Source organism: Enterococcus sp. OL5, assembly GCF_006491895.1.
In the GTDB taxonomy this organism is placed as follows: Bacteria; Bacillota; Bacilli; order Lactobacillales; family Enterococcaceae; genus Enterococcus_D; species Enterococcus_D innesii.
This window is the reverse complement of sequence record NZ_VHIL01000025.1, coordinates 1-25,791: the sequence shown is the minus strand read 5'-3', so window position 1 is coordinate 25,791 and position 25,791 is coordinate 1. Positions and strand designations below refer to the sequence as shown.

The 25,791-nt window shown below is 31.5% G+C and carries 29 protein-coding genes and 1 pseudogene; 4 read left to right on the top strand and 26 right to left on the bottom strand.

Going from position 1 to position 25,791, the window contains the following annotated elements; genetic code table 11:
- Nucleotides 1-440: 440 nt before the first annotated feature.
- The 21 genes and pseudogenes from FJU10_RS18070 to FJU10_RS17970 all read right to left on the bottom strand — a co-directional run bounded on the left by FJU10_RS18070 (nucleotide 441) and on the right by FJU10_RS17970 (nucleotide 18,241).
- Nucleotides 441-626, bottom strand: coding sequence for a hypothetical protein (locus FJU10_RS18070; protein ID WP_005236216.1), 186 nt, complete (start codon nucleotides 624-626; stop codon nucleotides 441-443).
- 138 nt (nucleotides 627-764) lie between these two features.
- Nucleotides 765-1,286: a GNAT family N-acetyltransferase gene (locus FJU10_RS18065; protein WP_077453722.1), complete on the bottom strand. Its 522-nt coding sequence runs from the start codon at nucleotides 1,284-1,286 to the stop codon at nucleotides 765-767.
- 56 nt (nucleotides 1,287-1,342) lie between these two features.
- On the bottom strand, nucleotides 1,343-2,281 hold the full coding sequence (locus FJU10_RS18060) for a dihydroorotate oxidase (RefSeq protein ID WP_086292451.1): 939 nt from the start codon (nucleotides 2,279-2,281) through the stop codon (nucleotides 1,343-1,345).
- 206 nt (nucleotides 2,282-2,487) lie between these two features.
- On the bottom strand, nucleotides 2,488-3,528 hold the full coding sequence (locus FJU10_RS18055) for a galactitol-1-phosphate 5-dehydrogenase (RefSeq protein WP_086292452.1): 1,041 nt from the start codon (nucleotides 3,526-3,528) through the stop codon (nucleotides 2,488-2,490).
- A gap of 17 nt (nucleotides 3,529-3,545) precedes the next feature.
- Complete coding sequence (locus tag FJU10_RS18050) at nucleotides 3,546-4,205, bottom strand: class II aldolase/adducin family protein (protein WP_140966621.1); 660 nt, start codon at nucleotides 4,203-4,205, stop codon at nucleotides 3,546-3,548.
- A complete protein-coding gene (locus tag FJU10_RS18045; RefSeq protein ID WP_140966620.1) occupies nucleotides 4,171-6,093 on the bottom strand; it encodes a BglG family transcription antiterminator in 1,923 nt (640 codons plus the stop codon). Before FJU10_RS18045 ends, FJU10_RS18050 begins: the two co-directional genes overlap by 35 nt.
- 11 nt (nucleotides 6,094-6,104) lie before the next feature.
- Nucleotides 6,105-6,545, bottom strand: coding sequence for a PTS sugar transporter subunit IIA (locus FJU10_RS18040; protein WP_008381342.1), 441 nt, complete (start codon nucleotides 6,543-6,545; stop codon nucleotides 6,105-6,107).
- Between the two features lie 62 nt (nucleotides 6,546-6,607).
- The gene (locus FJU10_RS18035; RefSeq protein WP_140966619.1) at nucleotides 6,608-7,864 is read right to left on the bottom strand and encodes a PTS transporter subunit IIC; all 1,257 of its coding nucleotides are present in this window, start codon (nucleotides 7,862-7,864) and stop codon (nucleotides 6,608-6,610) included.
- 2 nt (nucleotides 7,865-7,866) lie between these two features.
- Complete coding sequence (locus FJU10_RS18030; RefSeq protein WP_140966618.1) at nucleotides 7,867-8,169, bottom strand: PTS sugar transporter subunit IIB; 303 nt, start codon at nucleotides 8,167-8,169, stop codon at nucleotides 7,867-7,869.
- Between the two features lie 24 nt (nucleotides 8,170-8,193).
- Nucleotides 8,194-9,267, bottom strand: a complete 1,074-nt coding sequence (locus tag FJU10_RS18025) for an alcohol dehydrogenase catalytic domain-containing protein (RefSeq protein WP_223273137.1) — start codon at nucleotides 9,265-9,267, stop codon at nucleotides 8,194-8,196.
- Nucleotides 9,268-9,805: 538 nt separating this feature from the next.
- Nucleotides 9,806-10,123, bottom strand: a complete 318-nt coding sequence (locus FJU10_RS18020; protein WP_015509816.1) for a DUF2500 domain-containing protein — start codon at nucleotides 10,121-10,123, stop codon at nucleotides 9,806-9,808.
- A gap of 756 nt (nucleotides 10,124-10,879) precedes the next feature.
- Nucleotides 10,880-11,053, bottom strand: a pseudogene (locus tag FJU10_RS18015) (iron-sulfur cluster assembly protein); the annotation flags it as partial.
- A 348-nt stretch (nucleotides 11,054-11,401) separates the two neighbouring features.
- The gene (locus FJU10_RS18010; protein WP_140966616.1) at nucleotides 11,402-11,686 is read right to left on the bottom strand and encodes a hypothetical protein; all 285 of its coding nucleotides are present in this window, start codon (nucleotides 11,684-11,686) and stop codon (nucleotides 11,402-11,404) included.
- Nucleotides 11,687-11,739: 53 nt separating this feature from the next.
- Nucleotides 11,740-12,558, bottom strand: coding sequence for a GIY-YIG nuclease family protein (locus FJU10_RS18005; RefSeq protein ID WP_140966615.1), 819 nt, complete (start codon nucleotides 12,556-12,558; stop codon nucleotides 11,740-11,742).
- A gap of 40 nt (nucleotides 12,559-12,598) precedes the next feature.
- Nucleotides 12,599-13,492: a DUF4238 domain-containing protein gene (locus tag FJU10_RS18000; RefSeq protein ID WP_140966614.1), complete on the bottom strand. Its 894-nt coding sequence runs from the start codon at nucleotides 13,490-13,492 to the stop codon at nucleotides 12,599-12,601.
- An 82-nt stretch (nucleotides 13,493-13,574) separates the two neighbouring features.
- Complete coding sequence (locus tag FJU10_RS17995; RefSeq protein ID WP_140966613.1) at nucleotides 13,575-14,000, bottom strand: hypothetical protein; 426 nt, start codon at nucleotides 13,998-14,000, stop codon at nucleotides 13,575-13,577.
- The gene (locus tag FJU10_RS17990; RefSeq protein WP_223273136.1) at nucleotides 14,000-15,136 is read right to left on the bottom strand and encodes a recombinase family protein; all 1,137 of its coding nucleotides are present in this window, start codon (nucleotides 15,134-15,136) and stop codon (nucleotides 14,000-14,002) included. Before FJU10_RS17990 ends, FJU10_RS17995 begins: the two co-directional genes overlap by 1 nt.
- 243 nt (nucleotides 15,137-15,379) lie before the next feature.
- Nucleotides 15,380-15,883 carry a hypothetical protein gene (locus FJU10_RS17985; protein WP_140966611.1) on the bottom strand — a complete coding sequence of 168 codons (504 nt, stop codon included), beginning with the start codon at nucleotides 15,881-15,883 and terminating at the stop codon, nucleotides 15,380-15,382.
- Between the two features lie 36 nt (nucleotides 15,884-15,919).
- Nucleotides 15,920-16,387 (bottom strand): N-acetyltransferase, encoded by a 468-nt coding sequence (locus tag FJU10_RS17980; protein ID WP_140966610.1) that lies wholly within the window; start codon nucleotides 16,385-16,387, stop codon nucleotides 15,920-15,922.
- 283 nt (nucleotides 16,388-16,670) lie between these two features.
- Nucleotides 16,671-17,564 carry an NAD(P)/FAD-dependent oxidoreductase gene (locus tag FJU10_RS17975; RefSeq protein WP_140966609.1) on the bottom strand — a complete coding sequence of 298 codons (894 nt, stop codon included), beginning with the start codon at nucleotides 17,562-17,564 and terminating at the stop codon, nucleotides 16,671-16,673.
- 377 nt (nucleotides 17,565-17,941) lie between these two features.
- On the bottom strand, nucleotides 17,942-18,241 hold the full coding sequence (locus tag FJU10_RS17970; RefSeq protein ID WP_140966608.1) for a hypothetical protein: 300 nt from the start codon (nucleotides 18,239-18,241) through the stop codon (nucleotides 17,942-17,944).
- A 350-nt stretch (nucleotides 18,242-18,591) separates the two neighbouring features.
- Here FJU10_RS17970 and FJU10_RS17965 point away from each other — a divergent pair, with 350 nt between their 5' ends.
- Both FJU10_RS17965 and FJU10_RS17960 read left to right on the top strand, forming a co-directional pair.
- Complete coding sequence (locus FJU10_RS17965) at nucleotides 18,592-19,203, top strand: hypothetical protein (RefSeq protein WP_140966607.1); 612 nt, start codon at nucleotides 18,592-18,594, stop codon at nucleotides 19,201-19,203.
- A gap of 39 nt (nucleotides 19,204-19,242) precedes the next feature.
- Nucleotides 19,243-19,626: an ArsC/Spx/MgsR family protein gene (locus FJU10_RS17960; RefSeq protein WP_140966606.1), complete on the top strand. Its 384-nt coding sequence runs from the start codon at nucleotides 19,243-19,245 to the stop codon at nucleotides 19,624-19,626.
- A 61-nt stretch (nucleotides 19,627-19,687) separates the two neighbouring features.
- Here FJU10_RS17960 and FJU10_RS17955 read toward each other — a convergent pair whose 3' ends face one another.
- From FJU10_RS17955 to FJU10_RS17940, 4 genes are all read right to left on the bottom strand, one after another.
- Nucleotides 19,688-20,137, bottom strand: a complete 450-nt coding sequence (locus tag FJU10_RS17955) for a hypothetical protein (RefSeq protein WP_140966605.1) — start codon at nucleotides 20,135-20,137, stop codon at nucleotides 19,688-19,690.
- A gap of 20 nt (nucleotides 20,138-20,157) precedes the next feature.
- Nucleotides 20,158-21,093, bottom strand: a complete 936-nt coding sequence (locus FJU10_RS17950; protein ID WP_140966604.1) for a hypothetical protein — start codon at nucleotides 21,091-21,093, stop codon at nucleotides 20,158-20,160.
- 35 nt (nucleotides 21,094-21,128) lie between these two features.
- A complete protein-coding gene (locus FJU10_RS17945; RefSeq protein ID WP_189372394.1) occupies nucleotides 21,129-21,557 on the bottom strand; it encodes a helix-turn-helix domain-containing protein in 429 nt (142 codons plus the stop codon).
- An 86-nt stretch (nucleotides 21,558-21,643) separates the two neighbouring features.
- Nucleotides 21,644-21,940, bottom strand: coding sequence for a hypothetical protein (locus tag FJU10_RS17940; RefSeq protein ID WP_140966602.1), 297 nt, complete (start codon nucleotides 21,938-21,940; stop codon nucleotides 21,644-21,646).
- A gap of 609 nt (nucleotides 21,941-22,549) precedes the next feature.
- Here FJU10_RS17940 and FJU10_RS17935 point away from each other — a divergent pair.
- Nucleotides 22,550-22,945 carry an ArsC/Spx/MgsR family protein gene (locus FJU10_RS17935; protein ID WP_140966601.1) on the top strand — a complete coding sequence of 132 codons (396 nt, stop codon included), beginning with the start codon at nucleotides 22,550-22,552 and terminating at the stop codon, nucleotides 22,943-22,945.
- A 529-nt stretch (nucleotides 22,946-23,474) separates the two neighbouring features.
- Here the strand turns inward: FJU10_RS17935 and FJU10_RS17930 are convergent.
- Nucleotides 23,475-23,792: a DUF2500 domain-containing protein gene (locus FJU10_RS17930; protein WP_140966600.1), complete on the bottom strand. Its 318-nt coding sequence runs from the start codon at nucleotides 23,790-23,792 to the stop codon at nucleotides 23,475-23,477.
- Between the two features lie 1,094 nt (nucleotides 23,793-24,886).
- Here FJU10_RS17930 and FJU10_RS17925 point away from each other — a divergent pair.
- A complete protein-coding gene (locus FJU10_RS17925) occupies nucleotides 24,887-25,183 on the top strand; it encodes a hypothetical protein (protein WP_140966599.1) in 297 nt (98 codons plus the stop codon).
- The last annotated feature ends 608 nt before the right edge of the window (nucleotides 25,184-25,791 follow it).

The window sequence follows — 25,791 nt, the reverse complement described above, 5'->3', positions numbered from 1 at the left end:
GTTCGTTTGCTTGCTTTGTTCAGTTTTCAAAGGTCTACCGTGCTGTGTTAGCAACTTTTATATCATATCAGAGCGACGTTTGATTGTCAACTCTTTTTTTAAAAGTTTTTTTCGCTCGTTGTTTTTCAACTTCGTAGCGGCTGTCTCAGCGACTTTATTAGAATAACAAATGATTTGTTATTTGTCAACAACTTTTTTCAATTAATTTTGTTGGTGTATCAACCTCGATTAACTATTTTAAAATTGCGACTTCGTTATAATATCATCTGTTTCATTTTTGGTCAAGTCTTTTTTGAAGTTTTTTCAAAAGCTTTTTTGACCCGCTGGCTCAATTGCCAACGTTGAATACTTTATCATTCTAAGAATGAAAGAGCAAGCTTTTTTCTGAAATATTTTCAACTAAGTCGAGATAAACAAAAAAACTACCCAAAATAGGTAGTTTAATCAATATCGATCGTACGAAAACGGATCTGATTTTGATCGTCTCGTTTTAAGGTTGTTTCTTCTTTCAGATAAGAAAACTTCTTCTCATTGATCGCTGGATTCTCAAGCATTTCTTCATAACCCGCAAAAATATCATGGATATATTTTTTATAAGCTTTTTTCTTTTTGATTCTTTTCTTCATTTGGCACCGTCCTTTACGTGCTTATCTTAGCAAGCCGAAAGGATTCTGACAACCATTATCCGCATTTTCATACCAAAAATTCACTTTGACACAACTATTCCATTAATTCTGCCAAGTGACACTCACGGAATAGAATGTTTAGCTTGCGGTCAAACGTTTTTGAAAAGCCAATCGCTCTCCGTTCGGAAAAGGGAATGTTACCTCTCCTTTGTATTGATAGCCAGCTGCTTGGATATTCTTTTGCATACCAATATTGGCTTTATACGTATCTATACGTAAATCAACGATTCCTTGCTCTAATGCAACCACTTCAAGAGCTTGCAGCAATTTGGCGCTTAACTTTTGCCCTTTAAAATGAGAACTGACAACGACGCGATGGATGGATAGATATGGACCGTTTCCTTCCCACCCTGCGCCGGTAATTGCATTGTAGACAGGATCATCACCAGAAACCAACGCGGCAGACGCTGCGATTTTTCCATCTTTCACCAACACATAGCTTTCACCGTTGGCAATATCTGCTTTGATTTGATTTTCTTTAGGACCGTACCCATCTTGCCATTGCGGAGATCCTTGTGCTTTTAAGAAAGCAATGCCTTCTTCAAAAAGCACCATCAACTCAACCAGATCTTCCTCCGTTGTTTTACGAAACTTCTCCATTAAAAACTCCTTTCTTCTATAAAAAGAAGCGAACAGTAAAGCATTCAAAATCGTTCTTAATCAATCGTTTTTAATTTCCCATGAAACTCACTGATTGATTGATAGCCTTTTTCTTTCATGATCGCTGCTAATTCTTTCGTCAATCGTTCAAAAATCGCCGGCCCTTCTTTTTGCAACTCTGTGCCGATCTGCAACATAGAGGCGCCACACAATAAATGCTCATACGCATCTTGACCATTACGAATCCCACCAGTACCAATAATTTTGATTTCTGGCTTGAGGCGTGTATAGAAAGCCCGCACATTGGCTAATGCCGTCGGTTTCACATATTCTCCTCCTAGACCACCAAACCCATCTTTTGGTTTGATGACTACCGAGTCAGTAGCAGGATCGATGAATAAAGCATTCCCAATACTGTTGATTGAATTGATGTAGGTTAACGGATACTTGTTTAATATCTTAGCCATCTCATCAAAGTGAGCCAAATCAAAGTATGGCGGCAATTTGACACCTAAAGGTTTTGTGAAAAAACCAAAGACTGTTTCCAGAATTTGATCGGTCAAAGGAAAATCATAGGCAACTTGGGGTTTTCCTGGCACGTTTGGACAAGAAAGATTTAACTCTGTGATTCCGTCAAAATCACTTTCTTGGATTTTCTTCAACAACTCAATGTTTTCAGCCACGCTCATACCAGCGACAGAGAAAAAGAAGGGCGCTTGCTGGGTCATTTCCTGCTGTTTTTTGATGGCATAGTCTAAGTAGTAGTCCACCCCTAGATTTGGTAATCCCATCGAATTGATGCTTCCTAACGGTAAATCGGTATAACGTGGTTCTGGATTTCCGGCACGCGCTTCTAGTGTTGCACTCTTCGTGACAAATGCCCCAGCTGCTGACGCTGCTAATTCATCTAATTCCTCGATCGTCATACAATGGACTCCTGAGGCATTCATAAACGGATTTTTATATGTAAATTTCCCAAAATTCGTAGCTAACATTGATTCATTCCTCCAATCTTTTCAACTAGTTTACCGTTTCATTTCTGAAAATGCAACGATGTCTTTGAGTGGGACAGGTTTTAGAAGGAGCAACCTCTGTAATCAGAGTAGCAAATCAAAAAAACCATATCCATACAGCTTGTTAAAACTTACTGAATAAATATGGTTTTGAAAACAATCTGTTTATATTGTACTCAAATGTTTTTTTAGAGCATGATCATGATTTTATTAAAGCTTTCACTTCTATTTACCGCTAAATCAAATGCTCTTTGAAGATCCTCTAATGGAAAGCGATGGGAAATCATATGACTGACACTCAAGCGTCCGCTTTCTAAAAAGGTGATTGAATCAAACCATTCTTTACCTGGGAAAGGTGCAGAATAACTATTCCAAAAACCCTTAATGGTTAATTCACTGCGAAAGATTTTTTCAAATGCTCGTTGTCTAATCAAAACATCAGAATAAGCGATCCCTTGAAATCCAATTTTCCCGCCTTTTTTTGTCACTAAGAGACATTGTTCTTCGGTTATTTTAGTACCTGCACATTCCATTGCAATATCCACGCCTAAACCATCCGTCATTCGGGAGATCTCAGTTTCAAGATCTTGAAGACTAGGATTAATCGTATCGGTGACACCTAAATCTATTGCTTGTTCCAGTTTCTCTGATTGAATATCAATGCCAATGATCGTTTTCACACCCGCAATTTTTAACCATTGGATCGTCAGCAATCCAATCGTTCCTAACCCAAAAACTGCAACGACATCGCCCACTTTAGGTTCGATTCCATAAACACCATGCGCTGAGACAGCAAGAGGCTCAATCATGGCCGCTTCTTCAAACGACAACTTAGTCCCTATTTTCACGATATTGCTCGCTGGCACGGATACGTACTCTGCAAATCCCCCAAACCGTTGTGATCCCATCATGATATAGTCCGTACATAATTGATACTTCCCGATAGCACAGTATGCACAGTTACGACAAGGAATAAACGGGACAACAGCGACCCGATCGTCTTTTTTTAAATGATGAACAGAACGACCAACTTTTACAATAGTCCCAGCCATCTCGTGCCCCATGATCATGGGTAACTGATATTTCCAGCCTTTACTCATTTTGTGGATATCTGATCCACAGATTCCTGAAGCTTCAACTTTTACAATCACTTCATTCTGATGGCATTGTGGGACATCCATTTCTCGAATCTCAAATTCATTCAGTCCAATTAAGAAACCAGCCCTCATCTACTCTCCTCCAATCTTCATTCATGGGATTCATAGGTAACGTTTGTTTTGTCAGTATAATATTCATAGCCCTGCTGGAGAAGCGCTTGCGAATGTAAATGCACATAAGCATTTGTTTCTAGTCTTTCCAGATAATCATTTGCAAAAGCCAAATTAGTGGCTCCAACAATTACCCCATGTTCTCGCAATAACATTCCATAAGGTAGTTTTGCTTCATTTGTCACCATGTTTTGAGAGTAGTCACCAACCAAGTGTGCTAACTTTTCAGTTGTTGCAGGTGCATAATCCAAACAACGGATCGTAGCCGGTCCGAAACGAAGGTTTTCACAGACGATGGGCATGTCAGTCCCTATACAACTGTAAACCATCAAATTTAATGGATGAGCATGAATCACTGCTTTGATCCGTGGATCTGAGTGATAAAAACTCATATGCATATTGATTTCCCTGGTCAAGTGACCAGTACCTTCGATGAGGGATAGTTTCTTATCTACCAAAAGAATTTGCGCTGCCTCTAATTCCCACAGATACTGAACAGATGCCAAAGTAGGTGTCATCAAGAGATGATCTTCTGAAACTTTTATAGAAATATTGCCACCAGCAGCATCCGTTAGCTTCCTGTCAAATAAAGATTTGGCAATCTTACATATGAATTTCCTTTCTTCTAAATAATCCATCGGGTTCCTCCTGTCTAAAACGTAAATATTTTTCAATCAATCCATATTTCCCAAGAAACATAATATCTTCAACAATTTCTAAATATTCTTCACTTCTTACAAGAGCAACGAAGAAAACAAAAGTCACTTGAAAATAATCCTCAGATCCGTAAGAGATTTTTTGTTTATTCGTCAAGAGGCTAATCGTGCTACGGTGGACATTTCCCCGATTGTTCGCATGAGCTAAAGCAACACCTTCACTTATTACGATATAAGGTCCATTTTGTTTCACATTTTCAACGACTTCTTCTACATAGCTCTGCTCAATACACTCGTTTTGTGTCAACACTTTCCCTGCTAAGCGTAAAGAATGCTCCCAAGAACATTTTTGGTCGATTCTGATAACATGCGAATTTAACAAGTAATCATGCAATTTTCTTTGTGGTTGTTGGACAAATTGATCAAATTTTTCTTCAGTCTCTTCTTCATTAATCGTAAACAAACGGTCAACCGTCTTTACTATTTTTTGGATATCTTCTTGAGTCACAAAAGGTGTTATCCTTAAAACATCCTCTTCCAAAAAAGGCAAAGGATCAGCAGTTAAGATTAAACGATTGGCTTTTTGACGGAAGCACATCTTACGATAAGTAGCAAGTGTTAGCACATTCATAATTTTGAACTGCTTGTATCGACTTATTTTCATAGCAATCATTTTCGCTATCGATAAATTTTCACACACGATCCAGATATCGATTTTGCTCATCTTATATTCTTGTCGGGTTAAGGCAGTTGCGATATGAATAGCGATCGTAGTAATAAATGATTCATTGAAGGATCGGGACAGGTAGTTTTCAATGACACCACTATTAGCCCTTACAGCTACGATAATATCCATAAACTGATGCCGCAAAAGACCGATATTTTCAATATCCAAAATAATGTTCTCTTCTTCAATAATTTGTAAGTGATTGTATAGATCAGAAATTAAGTCAAATTCGTACTTTAGAGTCGTCCCTAAATCTTCATCAATTTTATTCAGAAAATAGATGACCAAATTATACAATTCAGCATCCTTCACATTTTTTCGCTTTTTCAAATGACAAAATTCTGCTATTGCCTGTTTGTCTTCGAAAGAGATCGTTCGATCAAATCTTTTTTCAATTTGATCGATGAGTATGCTCAGGTTTTCCGACATAACGACAAATTTGGGAGATTCACCTTGTTCTTTGCGGGGCATATTGATAACGATAAAAATATAGACGAAAAGATCAAACTGCTGATACTTTTCTGCATACTTTAACTCGTTAAAAATGAATCCCAGAAAGTCTAAACACTCCATTGACCCGTCAAATGACCGAAGGATTTGCATCCCGACATAATTGATGTATCCTTTTGCGTCTATATTTTCTAAAAACAATGTAAACAAATACTCTCTTTTCTCCGATTGATTCATCTTAAGGATAACCCCTTCGCCCCTAAGCGTTTCGATATATTTACTCATGATCACTTCTTGCTTTTTCAACGTATTGATATCGCGGATGATTGTTAATCGACTGACGTAAAACAAATCAGCAAAATGATCCATCGTAAGAACATCTTCTGTTATCAATAAATTGATCAGAAGTAATGTGCGTCTTTCATCAGGATTCAAGGAATAGTCGTAAGGGGACAATTCTAAAACAAGCTGATAAGCTTCTGACAAATCAAGTTCATCAGGAACCTGTAAGTATCCGCTTTCAATTTTCACTTGCGGCATATCGTGAGTATTTAGAAACGAGTTCAAGACTTTGATTTCACTCGTGAATTTCTTTGGCGAGAGATTCAAGTTTTTATAAAGTTGCTCCAATCTAATTTTCGTTATTTTGTTATATAGTAGGAGATAGATGATTTCAGCAGTAATTTTCCTCACAGCACTCCTCCTTAATGAATAGACAAATTCTCTCTTAGAAAATCAACAAGTTTTTCAGGTTCACACTTGCTTAATTGAACAATAAAATTTCGAGATTGGATGCTTAAAATCAATTTTTGAAGAAATTCAATATAGGTATGCTCATCTTTTAGTGCCATGCAAAATACATGTTCGACTGCTAAGTCATCTACTTGCGTATCCATCTGTTTAAAAGTCACAGGCTTTTTTAGTCTTGCGTAACAGACAGAAGATTCTTTCACAGAGAGATCAAAGGTATGCGGAATCGCAACTGGCGGGTCAACTGGCAGACCAGTAGGAAAATGATGTTCGCGTTCGATACAAGACTCGATAAAACTATTCCCGACGAGCCCTTCGTTAAGCAGTTCAAGTCCGCATTGTTTAATCACTTCTATATTGGAGCGCTCATTCAATTCGATTGCTTTAAATTTCATACACTATTTCTCTCCCACTAAGCCATTTATTTTATCAACAATTCGTTTATTCATTTGGTCAATTACCCAACGATTCGATGAAATAAGCTGATTATAATATTTGCTAAATTGTAGCCCCAGAAACTATCTGTCACAACCCCTTCCACAGGTACACCGGTCGCATTCATCATTTCGGTTGCTTCAGGTGCAAAGGTGTTTGTTCCAATTAGAACGATAACTAAGAAGAAAAAGCCAGTGACAAGCGTTCGAAAAAGATTGCCATTTGATGCTACTGCTAGTAGTGGAATCATATATACGATTACTGTTAAAACACCAACTGGAAAATAATGCATACCAGGGATAATAAATGCTAAGAATATTGCTATCGGAATCAGAATCACTGTCGTTGTGATCGCTGTCGGATCTCCAAGACCAAGAGCAATGTCCATGCCGATATATAATTTTTTCCCTTCGCCAATATGTTTCTTCATAAATTCTTTGGCAGCTTCCCCGATCGCAGTCAAGCCTTCCATCATAACAGAAACCATTTTGGGTATCAGTACTAGTACTGCTGAAACTCCAACCCCCATAGAAATCGCTACCGTAAATTCTTGGCGTGTCAATACGCCTAGAAAAGTTCCGACCAACAAACCGATAACTGCTGGATCTCCAAAAAAACCAATTTTACTTTCGACTTTTTCCAAACTGATATCGATTTTGTTAAGACCAGGAATCAGATCAATCAATTTATTTACTAATAGTCCAAAAGGATAAGCGAAAGTAATAAATGAAAATGTCGTACAAGTCGTGCCTTCCATTCCGTAATACGCCTCCCATCTTGGAGCAAACCACTGAGCCACGAATAAAGTGACAATTGATAAGCCAACCGTAACAGTCAAACCTAGCCAAAAACTATCAAACAAGGCATACGCTAATGCTCCAGGAATCAAAAAATGAATATAGTTCCAAATGTCGACATTCATGACCGTTGTCCATTTCAAAAGAATAAACAATACATTTAATCCCACGATCATCAAAATAGCAATCGCTGCAAAAGGTACTGACCACGAAGCCGCTCCCACAGCAGCCCAGCCAACATCCATCGTGGTATATCCTGATCCCATTTCCTGATAATAATCGATGGCTGGTTGCAAGGAAGTACCCAGGAGTCCTACAACAAGCCCCAACCCTTGAAAGCCGATGCCGACTAAAAGCCCAGTTTTAAGTGCTTTGCCAATTTTCATCCTAAAGACACAGCTTAAAATAAAAATGACAACGGGTAGCATAACCGATGCCCCCATATCCATGATGTTTTGAATAACTGATAATACAGCTTCCATTTTTATCCCCCTTTTATAATTCGATGGCACTCTTCAACGATTTTCTGCGCGGTCTGCTCTTCGTTGATTCCCGATATCAAACTGAAAACAGGAAGAATCGGTACTTTTACTGGCTTGACATATCGAGTAGTCACCAAGATTAAATCCACTGTTTCTGCTTTTGAGGGAATTTGATTAATATTCCCTTTGGCGATGGAAGCCTGAATGTTGCTCTGAGCTAAGATTTGTTTGACTTTCTCTTGAACAACCGTGGACGTGGCGATCCCACTACCACAAGCAATATAGATCTCAATTTTTTTATTCATTTTCTCTCTCCTCCTTTCCTTACTCTATTTTTGAGATTTCAATAAAGAATGAATTTTATACTCTTCTTCTGGTAGTAAAACGACTTTTAACGCCTTCCCTTCTCTCGTCAATTCGATGGCCTGATTGATGTCAGCTAAAGGCAAAACATGAGAAATAATTTTTTCAGCTGGAAACTGATCAGATAAGGATAAATGGAAAGATTTTTCGACTTGAATACTATTTGCACCATAATGACCATAAATCCAGAGATTGTTATAATGAACTGCATTCGTATCTATAGGCGTTAATTGATTCTTTGCTACACCACCAAAAAAGACGACAATTCCACATTTTCTAGCCATAAAAATACTTTGTTGCTGTGCTTCTATTGATGGATTAGCTGAAATCACTTTATGTGCGCCATGTCCATTCGTATACTCTTTCACCTTTTCTACAGGATCTTCTTTGGAAGAATCGATCCTATGATCTACATTAAACGCTTCCATAAGAGCTAGTCTGTCAGCATTTTTATCAATCACGATTACCTTGCTTGCTCCGCGAATCCTTGCTAGAATCGCTAAAAAGACCCCAATTGGACCTGCACCAATAATGACGACCGAATCGCCTAACGAAACCTGAATATTCTCCATGCATGCATAAGTGGAGGATAAGGGTTCAGCTAATGTTGCCGCGATAGGCTCTCGTCCTTCTGGCACTTCAAAAATCGCTCCTCGTTCTACTCTTGTTGCACTATATGCTATATACTCTGCAAAACCGCCTTGAAGATCGGTATAACTTTCAGCTTCCGTACAACATTCGTGCTTCCCATTACGACAATTTTCGCAACGTAGGCAATGAGCCATAGGGTATACATAAACCATCTGCCCTCTTTGATACTTCGTCACATTTTCATCAATTTCGACGATCTCACCAACGATTTCGTGTCCATAAATATGAGGGTAGCGCCCCGCTTTTGAATCGGTCAGCAAATTGCGAATATCAGAGCCGCACAGACCAACTGCCTTAACCTTCAATAGAAAACCTCCCTCTGGACAGCAGGGTCGCTCTACTTGTTCATAGCGAATATCTCCTGGTCCATACATCAACGCAGCCTTCATTTTTTTCACAAATGTTCAACTCCATTCATTCTTTCTTGTTTTACATGTTCATTGTAAGGTGCGTCGGATGTACCTCACAAGTAACACTTTTTGCATTTCAAGTTCTATATTTGTTACTTGAATGAGAAAATGTTTGTGAAAAACCAAGAACGATTTTTCCTTCTTGGAACTATTTTGAAGCCAGGTAAAAACAAAAAAGCCTCTTAACAATGAGCCAAGAGGTTTTGGTGAAGCAAACTATTCTATTTATGAGTATTTAAAACTATAGGTAGCTCATCACTTCTTCCATTCGAACGGATGAATGAACTAAATTGAGCCGATCCTCGTAGGAAACTTTCCTCGGTCTTGGTTTCAATATGCGACCTCAGTAAGGAGAAATTCTCAAGTGTTACTCGATGATACTTGCGTTTTCCATCGAAAGCGTACAATTCAAATCATTTCAAATGATAAGACACTTGAATAGGAGTTTTTTAATTGACTTTTCAACTTTTTTTTAAATTGAAAACGAATAAACACATACTATATACATACAAATTTTTTACCTATCAAGTGAATTAAACCTTTTTCTTTGATACCTCAACACTCCAGTATCTCCGATGACGTATAATTTGTATTTTCCATACCCTACTTTAAATTCTAATCTTTCGCCACTTGCGATTTCAAATAAAAGATAATAGGTAATGGATTGATTCGTAAAGCCGTTTGCAGCAATATTCGTGCTACTAGTCATTCGTTTGTCTACTAGCGTGGCAAGTACTGCCACTTCTGGCGTAGATTGATCCTTTAAGAATTCGACAATATGATATAAGATAACTGCGACGAAAATAAAAGCAAATAAAGTAAACAGAAAATCCACAAAATACACTCCTTTTTGTTTTTTATGATCAAGGAAATCAAGCAAATCATTTTTACAACTTAAATATAATTATACATTAATTCAATTAATTAATCTCGAACCTCTAATAAAAATATGTTACTTGCTAAATGATTGACCGAAACTGTAGTTTGGCTATCGTTTTCCTATATGTATGGTTGCATAGAACACATTTGTATATTTGTTAACCAAGAGTCAGTTGATAGGATAAAATCACATGACCTTTGAAAAAGCATTCCTAGAATCATCCTTCTTCATTCTACATTGACTCCTTAAGGAAAATTCATCGTATCCCAAAGCCTCTGACTAAATTCAGTAACGTTTATTTAGACATGTTTTCTGGGATGCACCTTAAGGTTATCAATGTGGATGAATAAGAATTTAATCTGTGCTCTCTTTTTGTCAAAATGATCGAAGGTTTATAGAAAGTATTACTATTTCGGCAAAGTTAAATACTAACTCACTTTGAGTTGTCATATGAATGGAAAATACTTTGAACTTTCAGGTTAAAAATATATGATTTTCTTTAATGCTTTTAGTAAAAAAGCATAACTTTTTCACCAAGTAACTGTTTATTTAAGAAAGTATTCTATAAAAAAACTCTTCTACCAACTTTTTCAAAGTTAATAAAAGAGTTCTGTGTTTATATCCTCATTTTGCCAACTGTCCACCACCTAAGAAAACAGCTTATTCCAACTAGTTAACAAATATGAAACACCATTGTATGATTGAAAATCCTTAACGAATCCCCAAAGCAATCCGTGCATAACGACTCATTTTATCAGTCGTCCATGCGGGATACCAGACTAGTTTTACTTCTGGATTTTTGACTTCTGGAATATCGCTTAATGCTTCGTGTATCGATTCAGTCAATACGTCGGCTAAGGGACAGCCCATTGTTGTTAAGGTCAAGTGCTGTTATATCAGCATTTCTATCGCTTTTTCCTGCGTTAAAGCGATAGTGTTTCTTCGATTCCAGCACATCTTAGAAGCCAATATTCTGTTCTTTTTATTAACTTTTGTAGATTCATTATACCTCAAAAAATGGTTAAACTGTCCCTTAAAACAGCTTGGACTACATACTTAATGAGGATTTTTTTACGCATCTTGTCTGTAGTCCAATTAAATTTTCTCAAAAAAACAAGCAATTCAAAAGTGCAAATATTTTCAGAAATACACCCTTAAATACAGCTCAAAATCATCGTTAATTTTTCATTTTTTATAACAAAGATGCAGGTTTTGAAATTGACGAATCATATTTTAATAAACGAACCTTCTCTTGTCCTTAGGAATTAAATCTATCAATGAAATTGCTGAAGGATAGTATTTTTGCATATATTCCTTTGCACCTAGTATATTGGCATCTTCAGAAGCGTATAATTCTTCTTTTAATTGCCCCATATCTATTACAATACTTCTACTTAGAACTTTGACCGCATCTGTAAATTCTTTATCTTCATGAAAAGTATCGTAAAAATTGGCAAGATGATTACAAGTAACTACTCCATCTGTAATAAAGTTTAGTAAAGCTTTCTGGATGTCCATATTTACTTACTCCAGTCTGTTTTTTAGAATACTTCTTTCCATAAAACTATAAATCAAAAATTAATACCTATTCGTGTATTTAACTCTGGCATGTTAGTATCAATTAAGAATTTTTCAAGTTCTATACGTCCTATATCAACTTCAAAAAACTTTATTCTGCAATCTGACAAGAAATTACTTACTTCAACGTCCTCCGTTGCTGATAAATAGCTATATTTTTTATCCTTACTTAATTGATAACCTATTTGCTTTTTTGTTTTTAGCGAAAAACCTAGCTTTGTAGTCGCTATTTTTCTACGTAAAACTGACATTCGAGTACTTGAACTATGCATCCCATACCTACCACTCAGATTTATCCCCTCTCCTACATATATAATTTTATCGTCTTTATATACTTGATAAACTCCTGGTCTGTTCGAGGGAACTGCTTTTTTCCATTCTACCACTTGTTCCTTCTCAAAATAATTACACGCCTCATTTAAAAGGGAATTGCAATTATCTTGAACTAATTGCCAATGTGTCGATTTCATATGATGATTGCAAAAAATTCTATGTTGATGAAATTTATTTTCTAAATTTCCAAAATAATAACATCCAAATTCCTCAATTTCTTTTCTTCCAAAAAACGTATTTAATTGTTTAAAGGATAAATTCCTATTTTTAAATCTTTCACTTTTAATATGTTGTCCCAATCTTTTAGAAATATTGGTTGTTTGCCCGATATAAATAGGTTTACAACTATCTAAAATCAGATAATTCCCAACCATATCAGTAATTTCATTGGGTTGATGAAGAATATTTGAATCAGCTAGAGTATTTAATCCTTGAAATAATATACCTGAAGATTCCTTCTGTACTAATTTCCAAGACAACAAGATATCCTCCTAAAAAATGTTATTTGATTATTCTTATCTAAGAACACGAAATATGCTCTTTTACAAATTCCAAATCATTTTCACCTGAAATAATTATTAATTTATGAGTATTTTTAATAGATTGAGCATTTATCTTATTAACAGCTTTATTATCTAAACCAAAAATCTTTGTATCGATTTTCCATGAATCTTCTACTACATTTAAAGGAACTAATATAATACATAATTCTTGAGATAGAGGCAAAATATAATCTTCTCCTTCAAATTTTTGAATGATTACCGGATTATCAGATAAAAAGAGCCTGTTAGTTTCATTTACCTTAAAAACTCTAATCTGATAATTCTCCATGATGTGTTTTTTTAATGTATCCCACATATTATTACCATTTTCTTTTATAAATTGTAGTATTTCCTCAAGCTCTTCCCCATAATAGATTTTTTTTGCAAATTCTGCAGTTACAAAGTTATTTGTAGTAAGTAACAAATGAAGAATATCCTTATGTTTTTTAGGTAAATCAGATTTAGAATAAGATATCTTTTTTATTCCTTTACCTCTAACAAGTAACAGCATCAGATACATTAGTAAAGACGATTCTATTTCTGCCCATTCTTCACTTTCAACTATTTCTTTAAAAATAATATCAAAATTTCCTTCTTTACTCATTTCCAAAAATTTATTGTAAAAAGGACTTATATAGCTTTCTGAGTCAGAATATCTTTTCTCAACATAGTTTCTAAATACATAATCTCCTTCTTCATTTTTTATTTCGTAAAAATCTCTCTCCTGCATAATTTTAGGAACGCTTCCCCTTAGCATTTTAATTGGTGAAACTTCTACGTTAACAAACGAAACATTCCCTTGATTATTTTCAAAGTATTTCAATACAAATTGAGGTATATAATGTTCTTGTTTAACAAAACTATTAACCACTTCGTTCTCCCTTAAATTTTTTAAATTTAAATTATCATTATTATCTTGAAAACATATTAAATCCTACTTAACCAATTTACACTTACTTTGTATTTCTGGGGATGAACGGCAATAATTCTTCAAATTTTTCTAGCTCAAATATCATAGCTTTTTTGTCTGCTATTAAATCTCCTTTGAATTGATACCTCATCTCTTCTTTCCATTCATCTCCCATTAGTGACCTAAGAATATTCCTAATAGCACCATACTGCATCTTGATACTTCCTTTTTGTTGGCTTGCAGGCTTTGAAAACGAAACTGATTTTAAAGAATTTGCTTTACAAGCCTGAATAGCAAACACTTTATTTTCTCTATCTAAAAGTGGTTTTACATGACTTGTATAACCTAATGCTTCTGCAATTGATTTATCAAACGTCAACGAATTTTTATTGAGCGTCAATAAATAACTACCTGTCGTTTCTACACTAATTACTTCAAAATTATAATCGTCAAAATTTAATTTACTCATTATTGGTGTTCTCCTTTCGACAATACTTCAGCAACATCTTCTTTTGACCATTTAGCATCAATAACAATAAATCCCTTGAATACACCTGATTTAATAGTAGAAAAAAAAGTTCTAGGTTTTTCAATATTTTTAACAGCTTTCTTTTTGATTCCTTTTCTTGGATTTAACAATAATTCTTGAACCAAGTTCCAATCTTCTTCGGACACAATAGCAGGCAATCCATTTCTCAATAAATACTGAGGTTTCTCACCACTATTTATTTTTTTCTTGTGTGAAAAGCAATCTACGGTATAAGTCTTTTGCATGATAACTAAGCCAAAATACTTCTCATTTCTTAATACACGATAAATCGATGAAGATTTCCATTGATTGCCTGATGCAGTTGGTATATTCGCTTCATTTAAAAGACTTGCTATATCAACAGCCCGAACTCCTTCAAGAAAATTTTTATAGATGAACCGAACTATTTCAGCTTCTGATTCTTCAATAACAACCTTTCCAAATCTATCCTTAGTAAATCCTAGGAAGTTATGAGTAGGAATGATAGGTAATCCTTTTTTGAAACGTTCAATAATAGACCATGTAACAGCTTCACTTTTTTGCTCACTTTCTGCTTGTGCTACTACACTCAACATCAATAACGATGTTTCGCTTGTAGTGTCTAAAGTATTGATATTCAAATCCTCAATAAACACTCCCACAGGATTAGGTAACGCTTTCATTTCTCTGTAAATTGATATAAAATCTAATACATTTCTTGAGAATCGACTAATACTTTTCACAATAATCAAATCAATCTTGTTCAATCGACAATCATTTAGCATACGGTTGAAATGTTCTCTTTTCTTGATAGTGGTTCCAGAAGCTCCTCTATCAGCATAAATACCGACAAATTCCCATTCTGGATTTAACAATATCTTTTCTTTATACGATTGAATTTGCAATTCAAAACTACCAGATTGAGCTTCGGCATAAGTACTTACTCGACAATAAGCAGCAACTCTTTTCTTCTGTATCGATAAATCAGAAACTTTTGCTGGAATAATCTCTACTTCACGCTTATATTTAAATGCATCTTGTATTTTCTTTTGTTGCTTAGTTACGTTCTTCTCCTTTCGAGAATTATTCTTTTTCATCAGCATCACACCTTAAATTGAAAAACCTACATTTTCATTATATTATGACGGCTTTCTTATACCAAGTTAAAATTAAGAATACATTCAATTGTTAAACCTTGGTATTATTATAAAATTCAAATCTTTATATTTAAACAGATTAAAATATCATTTAACGTATTTTAACTGTATTTTCCGTATCTTAATGATTTCAATATCCTTATAGGAAAGTCATAGTAAAAAGATATATAACTTATCAAAATTTCAAAACTTACTATTCTTTAAAAAAGTAGTGATATCTATTGATTTAACTCCAGCAACATTCACTTTACCAATTGGAAAATATATTTCTTTCTTGCCTGAATTGAAATATATTTTTTCAAATTCAAAATTCGATTCTAAAGAAATATTATTTATTTCAAGAAAATCATAACATTTAATATACATTTCCTTTGAATTTTCGAAATTATCAGAATACTCAAACATAAAATACTTAGCTCTAGGAATAGTAATTGATTTTAATGAAAATTTTTTATTTTTAAATATTTTTTCAGAGCCAGCAAATGTAACAATTTCTTGGGTTCCTGAAAAATCATCATAAATTCTTATTAAGTAAACACTATCACTCTCTGCTGAGTTTCTTTGTGTTATATCCATTAAATTTGAGGAAATTTGGTATTCTTCATCTTCCTCAAGTAAATGCTTAACTGCAAATCCATACAATACCAAATTGTCTTTATAAACTTCTTTAAAATCATTCCGATTCAAAGTCTTCACCTCGGTATGTACTATGTTAGATATTGACTACATCTTATAACTTAAAACAATTAATTCACCCTTTTTACCATCTACTCTAGTATTATTGTCGATAAAATTTGAATGCACATATAATGAATATGCTGGTTTATTTTTACTATTCACCGCTAAAACAATCTCTTTTATAAAAGGATAATTATCATTCACAAAATCAGGTAATAATCTAAGTGCTTCTTTCCCATATCCATTTCGTAAATACCTAAAATCTGTTGAGAAAGACCTAAGCAATAAAGAATCTTTTTCACTAGTATAGTTAAATTTATCGTTTCCTTCATCCAATGCGAAAAACGTTACTAATTTAGTACTGGAAAAACATAATATTGAATGGTATTTTGAGTTAACTTCTGAAATTTTTGTACTTTCTATTGGTAAACCTGTAAAATATTTCATCTCATCATTTAAAAGGTATTTACTAACAATTTTTTCAAATCTTTTTTCATATTCAACTAAAAACATTTTTATCTTAACCACCTTTATCAATAATAATATTACATTCATTATCTTATGTATGACTAAATATGTAAAAGAAAACAATTTCAAATATAGTACCATTAATTATGTTTTTTAATTTAATGAAGTAAAAATATCAAAATATTCAATCTGGGTTTAATATAATGTAATCATTAATTGAAATTTTTACACTTAAATTTTAATAACTTCTCCATATTTATCAGAAGCCAAAAAGTGTGAACCAAGATTCGTTCACACTTTTTTATGATTGGCTTGCAGAAACTATGTTTTAAACAAACTTATCAAGAGCAATTTCTTTTACAATACCGGTAGCAACTTTACTTCCAGAACTAGCTGAGAAAACTAATTGTTCACCAAAGTTTGATATGTTATCTCCAGCAGCATACACTTTAGGATGAGAAGTTTTTCCAAAATCATCAACTTGAATTCTGCCACGTTCGTTTATGTCTATATTTAATTGATTAGCAAATTGTAAATTTGGTTTTAAAACAGGAGCAACAAATCCTCCATCAACTATAACTTCCTCATTATTAGATAAACAAATTTTAATCATCTCATTTGTACTATCTACTTTTAAAATAGGTTGCTCATTGTAAGGTATATTATTTCTATCAAGCTTATACTTTATTGAATCATCTAGTATTAATCCATTAGTAAATAGATGTATAGAATCACTCCAATGCGAAATCATCATAACAAAATGTAAAATCACATCCTCGTTTTCAACAATGATAGCTAGTTTTTTATCTTTCATTTCCCATCCGTCACAGAATGGGCAATTGAAAAATCGTTTACCATATAACTTCATTAATCCATCAACATCTGGAATCTTTTCATTCATTCCAGATGCTATTAATATACGATTTGCTTCATACTGGTTCTTTTCAGTAATCACCAGAAAATTTTCATCTGGTATTATTTCCATAACCCTATCAGTGACTTTACTTATATTAGGATATCTGAGCAAGTCCTTGAATCCTTTTTCTCTTATTTCCTTTGGAGACAGATGGTCATTTGTAATAAATCCATGAGAGTGACCCGTAACCTTATTCCTTGGATTTTCATTGTCCACAAGCAACACATTCAATTTCGCACGTCCTAAGACCAACGCAGCATTTAGTCCTGCAGGACCTCCCCCAATAATTATGCAATCGTAAACCATATAACCCTCCTCAAACAGTAATTATTACGATTTGTAATTATATAGATTTTCTTAAACTACGTCAATTAATATAGTCTCATAAAAACCACAGTATCTTATCCTATAATTTGAAGAACATAAATTTTATTATGATTGTTCATCATTTTGTAAAAAAGAAATATTAGACCAATTTCCATCTTACATTTACTATAAATAACATGTTTAATCTATGATGCATCGACACTCTACATTTTAGGTAATTTCAGTTCTTTAATTTTGACTATCTAACATTCATAGTAAGTATAGAAAATTTATTGAGAATATATTGTCCTATAAAAAAATCGAATTTTTAAAAGTAAGCAGTATTTTTTCCACAATTTTGAGTGTTAACCTATTCATTATTGAAAATCAATAAAATTGCTTTCAGGAAACTCTTTTAGGTAGAACCCTATTTTGCTTAATAATAGAAAATCGTCTTTATACTCTCTAGGTATTATTACATGAGTTTTAAATAAAGATTTTTTACTTCTCTTTAAAATTTTTTCTCTAGCATTCATATCAACAAGTTTTTTCAGTTCATTGACTTCCTCCTGAGAAATAATTCTTTCGTATGATTTATTACTTATTATATATAAATAATAATCTAAATATTTACTGTAGTTCATAACAGTATGAAAATCTTTTCTTTTAATTTTCACGTTTTCTCTCCCCTTTAGTAGGATACAAATCTAGAACCAACATCATTATTGACTTTATTACTAATTAAAATGATTAATAGGTATTAATAATACTATTCTATGATTTCCACAATTTATTTGTTTTCATAATGAATTTTTTATATAAACCTTCCAATTAGTATTATCATTTCTTTCTATTATTAAAATGTCACGATAATTTAAACACATTATTCAATTGAATATTATCACAGAGAAACAAAGAAACATTTCATTTTTATTATCTTAAAAAATCGAAAAACTGCAGATTTAAGATAAATTAATTACTTCATAATCTGATATCCTGAAAAAAAACGGAAGGTATAAGCATAAAAATGAAAAGATTTACACCAAAAGAATTGGAAAGAATGATTCTATTTTTTAATAATTATTTATCTACATCTTTAAATTCCAGACCAATATGTGAAATATTGGAGGAAAGTTTAGCTAAAGGATATACCCCATTAAAGATGAATCAACTATTTATGATGTACCAATTAGAGCAACTTTTTTATAGAAATATCGATGAATTTACAGTTGAAAGTGAAAATTACTTTTATCATGAATACGGTCATCTTTATGAAGCTTTTACTAAAGGATTTCACTTCAAATCTATAATAATAATTGATAGAAATCAAAAGCATATTTTTAGCAAGAAAAACATGCTTTCTGATATAATTTCTTACAAAAAAAAGAAAGTGTCCCCAACTGACAAAAATCTAAAAAGCTACTCTACATTTTACAAATTATTAGCTTCAGAAAATGATTTGAAAACCATCGCTTTAGGAGGATTTAAGCAAGATTTTATAAGAGGAAATAGTCCCTTAAACATTTTAAGCAACTTTGGCTTACTGCAAGATACATATATTAGTTCTTCAGATGCCTCCTTTTTCTATTCAACTAAAATAAAAAAATCACTTAAACATGTTTTCAAAAACTTCAATTAATTTAATGTCTAAAACTATCTGAGATGTGGAGACTATCTTATGCAAAATATACTCTTTTCAGTTGCCGGTAATAAATCTTGCACTGAAGTTTCTAAATGGCTTACTAATCACGACATACCATTCATTGAGCGACGCATTTCTACCGCCAGTCCTTTGAAATCAAAAGAACTTTTTAATCTCTTATCAATAAGTCAAAATGGCTTCGAAGATATCATTAAAAGAAATATCACACATATCAAAATCAACGAAAAAGATGTCTCTATTGAAGATTTGACTACAAATGAACTGGTATCAATTATAATAAACAACCCTGCTATATTCAAAACACCTATTTTAACGACAAGTGATAAAATTCTAACTGGTTTTAAAATAAATGAACTTGAAGATTTTTTCGCTAAGAATAAAAATGATAGTAATGCTTAAATTTTACTTCAATTATATATTTGTAGTTTTATAATAAATGCAAAGGTATGAGCTTGTGATTTCATACCTTTGTGTTTTTTTGAATCTGTATTATTAATTCACCAAAAAAATTGATTAATTTGATTGTTTCATCATTTAGCTTTGCTTTATCAAACTCTAATCCATTTAGTAGATAATTTTTCACAAAAATAGATTTACATGTATTATCAAATACAATAAATTGAATATCTTGATGATTTGAATACTGTTTTATCAAATCCTTGTTCAAAAAACTAATATTCATTAAATTGTTTTCATTTAGGACATCTTGCAAAGTTTCTCTTACAAACAACTCACTTGATTGATATTTCAGAGTTCTAAAATTTGTAAAATGCGAATATATAGGTTGTGCTGAACTTTTTAATTCTTTTTTTACATTAATCACTCGAACACTTTCAAATGAACCATTTCTTTTTGCAATTTTGATACATGCACGCATACACATTTCTTTTGTATATTTTTTCCTTTTCATTTTGAGGTTTATTCTCCCATTCAATTTTCTAAACACTCAACTATTTTATTATCAGTAATTTTTTTTTGAATGAATCTATTAAAATGTTTCCACGTAGAAAGGTCGTATATATTTTCAAAATAATAAAAAGATTGAAACTCTTTCAAAACTAAATTTGTATTTGTAATAACGATATCTGCGTTAGCTATATCAGAAACTACTATAAGTTCTTTTCGGCTGTAAATCTCTGAAATAACGTTTTCAAAGATTGTGATATGGTTAATCTTATAAGACGGATTAATCGCTATCTTTATCGGAGTAAACTTATGTGCAAATATATATGAGTAAATTATCTCTGAAATATATTCAGACAAAATATTAACATTAGCTATATTATCTATTTTTTTAAAGTTCTTATATATTAAAGTTTGTATATCTTTAATTTCATAATTCTTGTAAGTCTTTTCTACACTGGTAATATGAAAATTATATTCATATAAAACAGTAAAACTAAGATAATAAAAAACTATTTCAAAAAGTAAAACCTGACACTGATTTACTGAGAGTGAGTATTTATCTTTTACTTTATTGATAATTATTTTAGACTTATGTATTAATGAATTATCCACCTCCATAAAGTTCACACCTATTTTTAAACGAATTTCTTGTGTAAGCATTTCTGGATTAAAATAAAGACTTAAAAGATAATAAAAAAACTTTTCTGTTGATTGTTTGTTCTTCTCCTCTATTGAAAAGTAACAGCCATACTTATGTGAGAAATTAAAGCTAAATTCTTCATAAAAGCATGGTGCCAACATCATCACATCTTCATTAAACTCTTTCAAAAACATTCTATTGGAAAGTGATTTTTTTGTAATTTGGTCAATTAGATTTTCTTTTTTTGTTTTTATTTGATTAGAAAAACTATTTTTTGTATTTGTAATCTTATACGGATTATCTGGAGAAACGTCAATCAAATATTTTACTACTCTAATTTCATTTTCAATTCCAATTAAAGTAAATTTTTTTCATTCCTAATTACTTTTAAAGATGTTCCCATCTTTTCTAATGTTAAGTTCACTTTATCTATCAATTTGTAGCAATAAGACCTACTATAATTAAAGTCATTTTCCATAGTTGCTATAGTCGTATGTCTATATTCCAAAAAAAAACGTAAAACCTTAAATATCGGACTTTCGCTAGAGTACTTAGTGTTTAGAGAAAAAATAAATGATAAACAACTCTCTCTGTCATTTTGACTAATAATTCTGACTTGTCTTTCTTCAATTATTACTGGAAACTTCTCTATATTAATATTTTTCCATTCACTTTCAAGTTCTTCAATGAGTATCTTAATCATTCTTTTATTTAGATTATATTTATTCGAAATTTCTGATAATGAAACCTCCTCACTTTCAATAATTGTTTTCAGGACTTCCATCTTCTTAATTTGCCTAGAAGTAAAAAACATCCTTATCAAATCTATCAATTCCTTTCAATTGCATCTTGTCAATGAAAAAAGCGTAACTACTTAAATCGAATTGAAGATTGGTCAACCTGTTGAAACTTCAGAGATACTTTTGCTAGTAATAAATAATTTTGCTTAAATTTTTCGTTGATTTTCACATACCTTTTAAAATAAGAATACTGTGAATTTAAAAGTATTTCTTCCCTTATCCTACTCTCTGATAAGTACCTTAGCTCATCAATTTCCGAATTAGTAACTGAATCTATCAATGCACCATTTTCAACCAAATTCAAAAAATACTCTAAAAACTCACTTAAATCAATTATTTCTTCAAAGTCTTTTTTTTTAATTTTCATTAATTTTCCACTCCATATTAATAACAATTTGTAGAAATAATTATAAATCAAATAGAAAGAGAAAATTATCCAAATCAAGTCAACATCTAACACGAAAAAAAGACTTTCTTGTTCGTTCCTCACCGAATATGCTTGCTCAAATTACTTGTTCTGAAATAAATTAACATTAATATTTTAAAAAAATTATCCAGTTTATACTATTTTTAGTTCAATTGAGAGAAACCATAGTATCCATACTAATAGGATATGATATAAAGTTCTTGTAAAATCACTTTTCCCCTTCCAAGAATTTAAGGTGACATTCTCTAATATTTGCTAATTTAGTTTATTTCTATTTGAAAATAAAAAAGAAGACATTTTTCAGTCTTCTTTTATTCTCTATATTCATTAGTTTCTAGCTAATCGATATTTAGTAAGTTTTTTCCTTAAACTAGTCAGAATTTGAAATTATTTAATTAATTTGTGTGAAATCCCTATCCTAACTTAGTCTTGAAAGACGTTTTTCTGTTTACGTCCTCTTTTACAAATAGTAAGCAAAACAGATTCGAATAATTAAAAAAACTGATATAATCTCTTTTAATAACTTTCTAATTGAACAGGAGATAAACTATGGGTAATATTCTTTATTCTTTCAGACAAAGTAAAGCAAGAGATGATGTAGTCAATTGGCTTATAGAAAATAAGATTTTCTATAACGAACGAAAAATTTCTAAATATGAACCATTAAGACGAATAGAAATTATTAATTTTCTTAAACTATCAGATAATGGATTCGAAGATATCTTAAAAAGAAACTTAAAAAAAATTGAAATTGATGGAAACGTCCATCTAATTGATGAACTTTCCACAAATCAGATGATTGATATGATAATTATGAAACCATTACTATTGAAAAATCCTATTTTAATTAATAAAAAGAAAATAATTGCTGGTTTCCAAAGTAACAACATGGGAATTTTTATACCTAAAGAAGTAAGAAAAATTAAGTTAGAAGATTTGCTATAATTAATAGTTAAAAAAATTACACTTAGAAAATCTACCTTAAATTAATGCTTATTTTATTTGTTTATAAAAGCATTCAATAAGTAATTTTAACGAGTTTTTATTCTCAGAATCGTTAAAATTTGACCTCTTCTCATCAATATGTGGGAATCATACCCTAACATTAAATTCTATGCCATTTGTATAAATATTACATTCAGTTATTCCTATCTGTACTCATCTTTTAGTTCTTCAACTAAATCATCTTTTTCGCTTAAACAGAATATTAATATATTCGTCTTGCAATTTAGACTTTAGAAAAATGCATGCTTTTTCATTCATTTATTCTCGATATGAAAAACCTCCTATAAATTTATCATAGGAGAGTGATAATGTTTCTCTATCGCACATTATTAAGCGTATTTTTATAATAAAATAGAACATCTGCTCTTAAATATGACAATTATGGATATATCAAAGTTTTTATCTAAAAATACAAAACTGTAACCTCAACTTCTAAAACTAATATATATAGAATAGAATATTAAAACTTCTACCTGTCTAAAGAATTAAATCTTTTCCGTTGATATCTCAAAATTCCAGTATCTCCAATAACATATAATTTGTATTTTCCATGCCCAACTCTAAATTCTTTTCTTTCTCCATTCTCAAGTTCGAATAAAAGATAGTAAGTAATTGATTGATTAGAAATCCCATTTGCATCTACACTACTGCTACTTCTCATGCTTTTATCCACTAATGTCGCAGGAACAGAAATTTCTGGTGTAGATTCATTCTTTAAGAACTCCATAATTTGATATAAAATTATCGCTATAAAAATAAAAATAAACAAGGTAAACAGAAAATCCATCAAGTCACGCTCCTTTTCATTTTTTTAAATAAGAAAATACAAAAATTCTATAATCATGACGACAAATTAATTATACAACAAATAAATTATTTAGACATCAATCTCTAAACACCTATTTTTCTAACTCAAAAAATATGGAGTTTCACACTAAAAAAATGACCTATAAAAAAGTCAACAAAATCAAGGGTTTTCTACTTGTTGACAATAATAAACGATTATTGTAATACCAACGATATTACAATGAATTTTTGAAAAAACCTCTCTCAAATGAAACGAATAAATAATTGTGGGGAATTAACCACTAACTTTCATCTGAGAAATGTTTTTTTGCATTTACAATTTACATGAATACTGATTGAACACTTATATATCAATGACTATATGTAAATTCTCAAAGTCTGAATCTAGCACAACTAAAATATTATAGTTACCTATTTGACCATGAATAACAATAATTTTAATATTTAATAGCTCCGAAGTATTTGCTCTATAATTAGAATCAATCCTGTGCTGCTTAAATTGCGTTCTAAGCGTTTCTAATCTTTTATGTATAATTTATCGGAAATGATTACCCAGGCTCCAAGGAACAATATCAGACCTTTTTAAAATAAATTTCGAGTTATTTTAATACAATACTAATAGTTTAGAAAAATTATATACTTTATGATATATTCTTATTTTGATGATGTTTATGGTTGATTTCCTCAAAATATATTCAAACTAGAATCCATGATTAATTATCACTATTTTGTTATATTTAAAACTATAAATAGCAAACTTTAGTTACATCACTAAACATAAGGATAGCTATAAGTAAGTATGATTTCATCTTGCTGGAACTGAAAAGTACAAATACTGATGTATCAACGTTTTATAATTATTTTTACCACACTATTATCAAACGTAAATAAACTTTTGCGAAAAGATATGTGTGAAAACAGATAGTTTCCCCTTAGTTTTATTGACTTTTATTATCCTACCATTTTTATCAGTGTTTCTAGAGATAAACTATAAATACTTTCTTATCTCGCACTTTTTCTTTTTTTAAGTTACTATTATATTAACAAAAAATAAATAGAGAGTTGGAACATATAATGAATACTCACAAGATGCAATTTGGATGGATTATCGAAGCTCCTAAGTATTTGTCGATACTAACTAATAAAGATGGCTTAGTTGCTATTGTCTCGGAATATGCTACTTTTGGCGACAATCAATCATTATTAATTACGTTATCAGAAACATCTGCTGAAGTGGCAGTGACTCCTCACTATATTTCATCTTTAAAAATATCAACGGATAAAAAAATTAAAATAACGACCGCACCATTCTATGAGCAACAAATGCTTGAAATTGTAAAAATGAATTCTGATGGTCAAATCACAGAGTAATACTTCTCAAATCTTATTGACTATTAAAATCATTAGTAATTTCTTTGCTAAAAATTCAAAATCAATTTTATGCTGCTTAAATTGCGTTCTAGGCGATTATAAATTTTTAAGTATAATTTATCGAAAATCATTTTCAAGACACTAAGGGATGAAGGTAGACTGCTTAAAACGCACTGAACGTTATTTAAACGATTGGACATTTAATAAAAAATAAAATATATCATTAAAGATATATTATTGGTATGGTGATGTTTAAGGCTGATTTCCTAAAAACATATTTAAACTAGGATTCGTGATTAATTATCACTAATTCGTTATATTTAAAACTATAAAGAGCAAACTTTAGTTACATCACTAAACATGAGGATACCTATAAGTAAGCATGATTTCATCTTGCTGGAACTTGAAAGTACAAATACTGACGTATCAATATTTTATAGCTGTTTATCACACAATTATTTATGTGCAAATAGGTTTTTGTCGTTAAATAAATTAGTTAGTGAAAAACAGGTAGTTTACCCTAGAATTTTATTTGACTTTTTTTAAACCTCATTCGTTTTGAAGAATTAAAGTATAATAAAATTTTTTTATCACGATTTTTAGTAAAG

Coding starts and splice junctions, on each gene's coding strand:
- FJU10_RS18070 (WP_005236216.1), bottom strand. CDS start 626: ATGAAGAAAAGAATCAAAAAGAAAAAAGCTTATAAAAAATATATCCAT.
- FJU10_RS18065 (WP_077453722.1), bottom strand. CDS start 1,286: ATGGAGAAGTTTCGTAAAACAACGGAGGAAGATCTGGTTGAGTTGATG.
- FJU10_RS18060 (WP_086292451.1), bottom strand. CDS start 2,281: ATGTTAGCTACGAATTTTGGGAAATTTACATATAAAAATCCGTTTATG.
- FJU10_RS18055 (WP_086292452.1), bottom strand. CDS start 3,528: ATGAGGGCTGGTTTCTTAATTGGACTGAATGAATTTGAGATTCGAGAA.
- FJU10_RS18050 (WP_140966621.1), bottom strand. CDS start 4,205: ATGGATTATTTAGAAGAAAGGAAATTCATATGTAAGATTGCCAAATCT.
- FJU10_RS18040 (WP_008381342.1), bottom strand. CDS start 6,545: ATGAAATTTAAAGCAATCGAATTGAATGAGCGCTCCAATATAGAAGTG.
- FJU10_RS18035 (WP_140966619.1), bottom strand. CDS start 7,864: ATGGAAGCTGTATTATCAGTTATTCAAAACATCATGGATATGGGGGCA.
- FJU10_RS18030 (WP_140966618.1), bottom strand. CDS start 8,169: ATGAATAAAAAAATTGAGATCTATATTGCTTGTGGTAGTGGGATCGCC.
- FJU10_RS18025 (WP_223273137.1), bottom strand. CDS start 9,267: ATGAAGGCTGCGTTGATGTATGGACCAGGAGATATTCGCTATGAACAA.
- FJU10_RS18010 (WP_140966616.1), bottom strand. CDS start 11,686: ATGGACATCCAGAAAGCTTTACTAAACTTTATTACAGATGGAGTAGTT.
- FJU10_RS17995 (WP_140966613.1), bottom strand. CDS start 14,000: ATGAGTAAATTAAATTTTGACGATTATAATTTTGAAGTAATTAGTGTA.
- FJU10_RS17990 (WP_223273136.1), bottom strand. CDS start 15,136: ATGAAAAAGAATAATTCTCGAAAGGAGAAGAACGTAACTAAGCAACAA.
- FJU10_RS17980 (WP_140966610.1), bottom strand. CDS start 16,387: ATGTTTTTAGTTGAATATGAAAAAAGATTTGAAAAAATTGTTAGTAAA.
- FJU10_RS17975 (WP_140966609.1), bottom strand. CDS start 17,564: ATGGTTTACGATTGCATAATTATTGGGGGAGGTCCTGCAGGACTAAAT.
- FJU10_RS17965 (WP_140966607.1), top strand. CDS start 18,592: ATGAAAAGATTTACACCAAAAGAATTGGAAAGAATGATTCTATTTTTT.
- FJU10_RS17960 (WP_140966606.1), top strand. CDS start 19,243: ATGCAAAATATACTCTTTTCAGTTGCCGGTAATAAATCTTGCACTGAA.
- FJU10_RS17955 (WP_140966605.1), bottom strand. CDS start 20,137: ATGAAAAGGAAAAAATATACAAAAGAAATGTGTATGCGTGCATGTATC.
- FJU10_RS17945 (WP_189372394.1), bottom strand. CDS start 21,557: ATGGAAGTCCTGAAAACAATTATTGAAAGTGAGGAGGTTTCATTATCA.
- FJU10_RS17940 (WP_140966602.1), bottom strand. CDS start 21,940: ATGAAAATTAAAAAAAAAGACTTTGAAGAAATAATTGATTTAAGTGAG.
- FJU10_RS17935 (WP_140966601.1), top strand. CDS start 22,550: ATGGGTAATATTCTTTATTCTTTCAGACAAAGTAAAGCAAGAGATGAT.
- FJU10_RS17930 (WP_140966600.1), bottom strand. CDS start 23,792: ATGGATTTTCTGTTTACCTTGTTTATTTTTATTTTTATAGCGATAATT.
- FJU10_RS17925 (WP_140966599.1), top strand. CDS start 24,887: ATGAATACTCACAAGATGCAATTTGGATGGATTATCGAAGCTCCTAAG.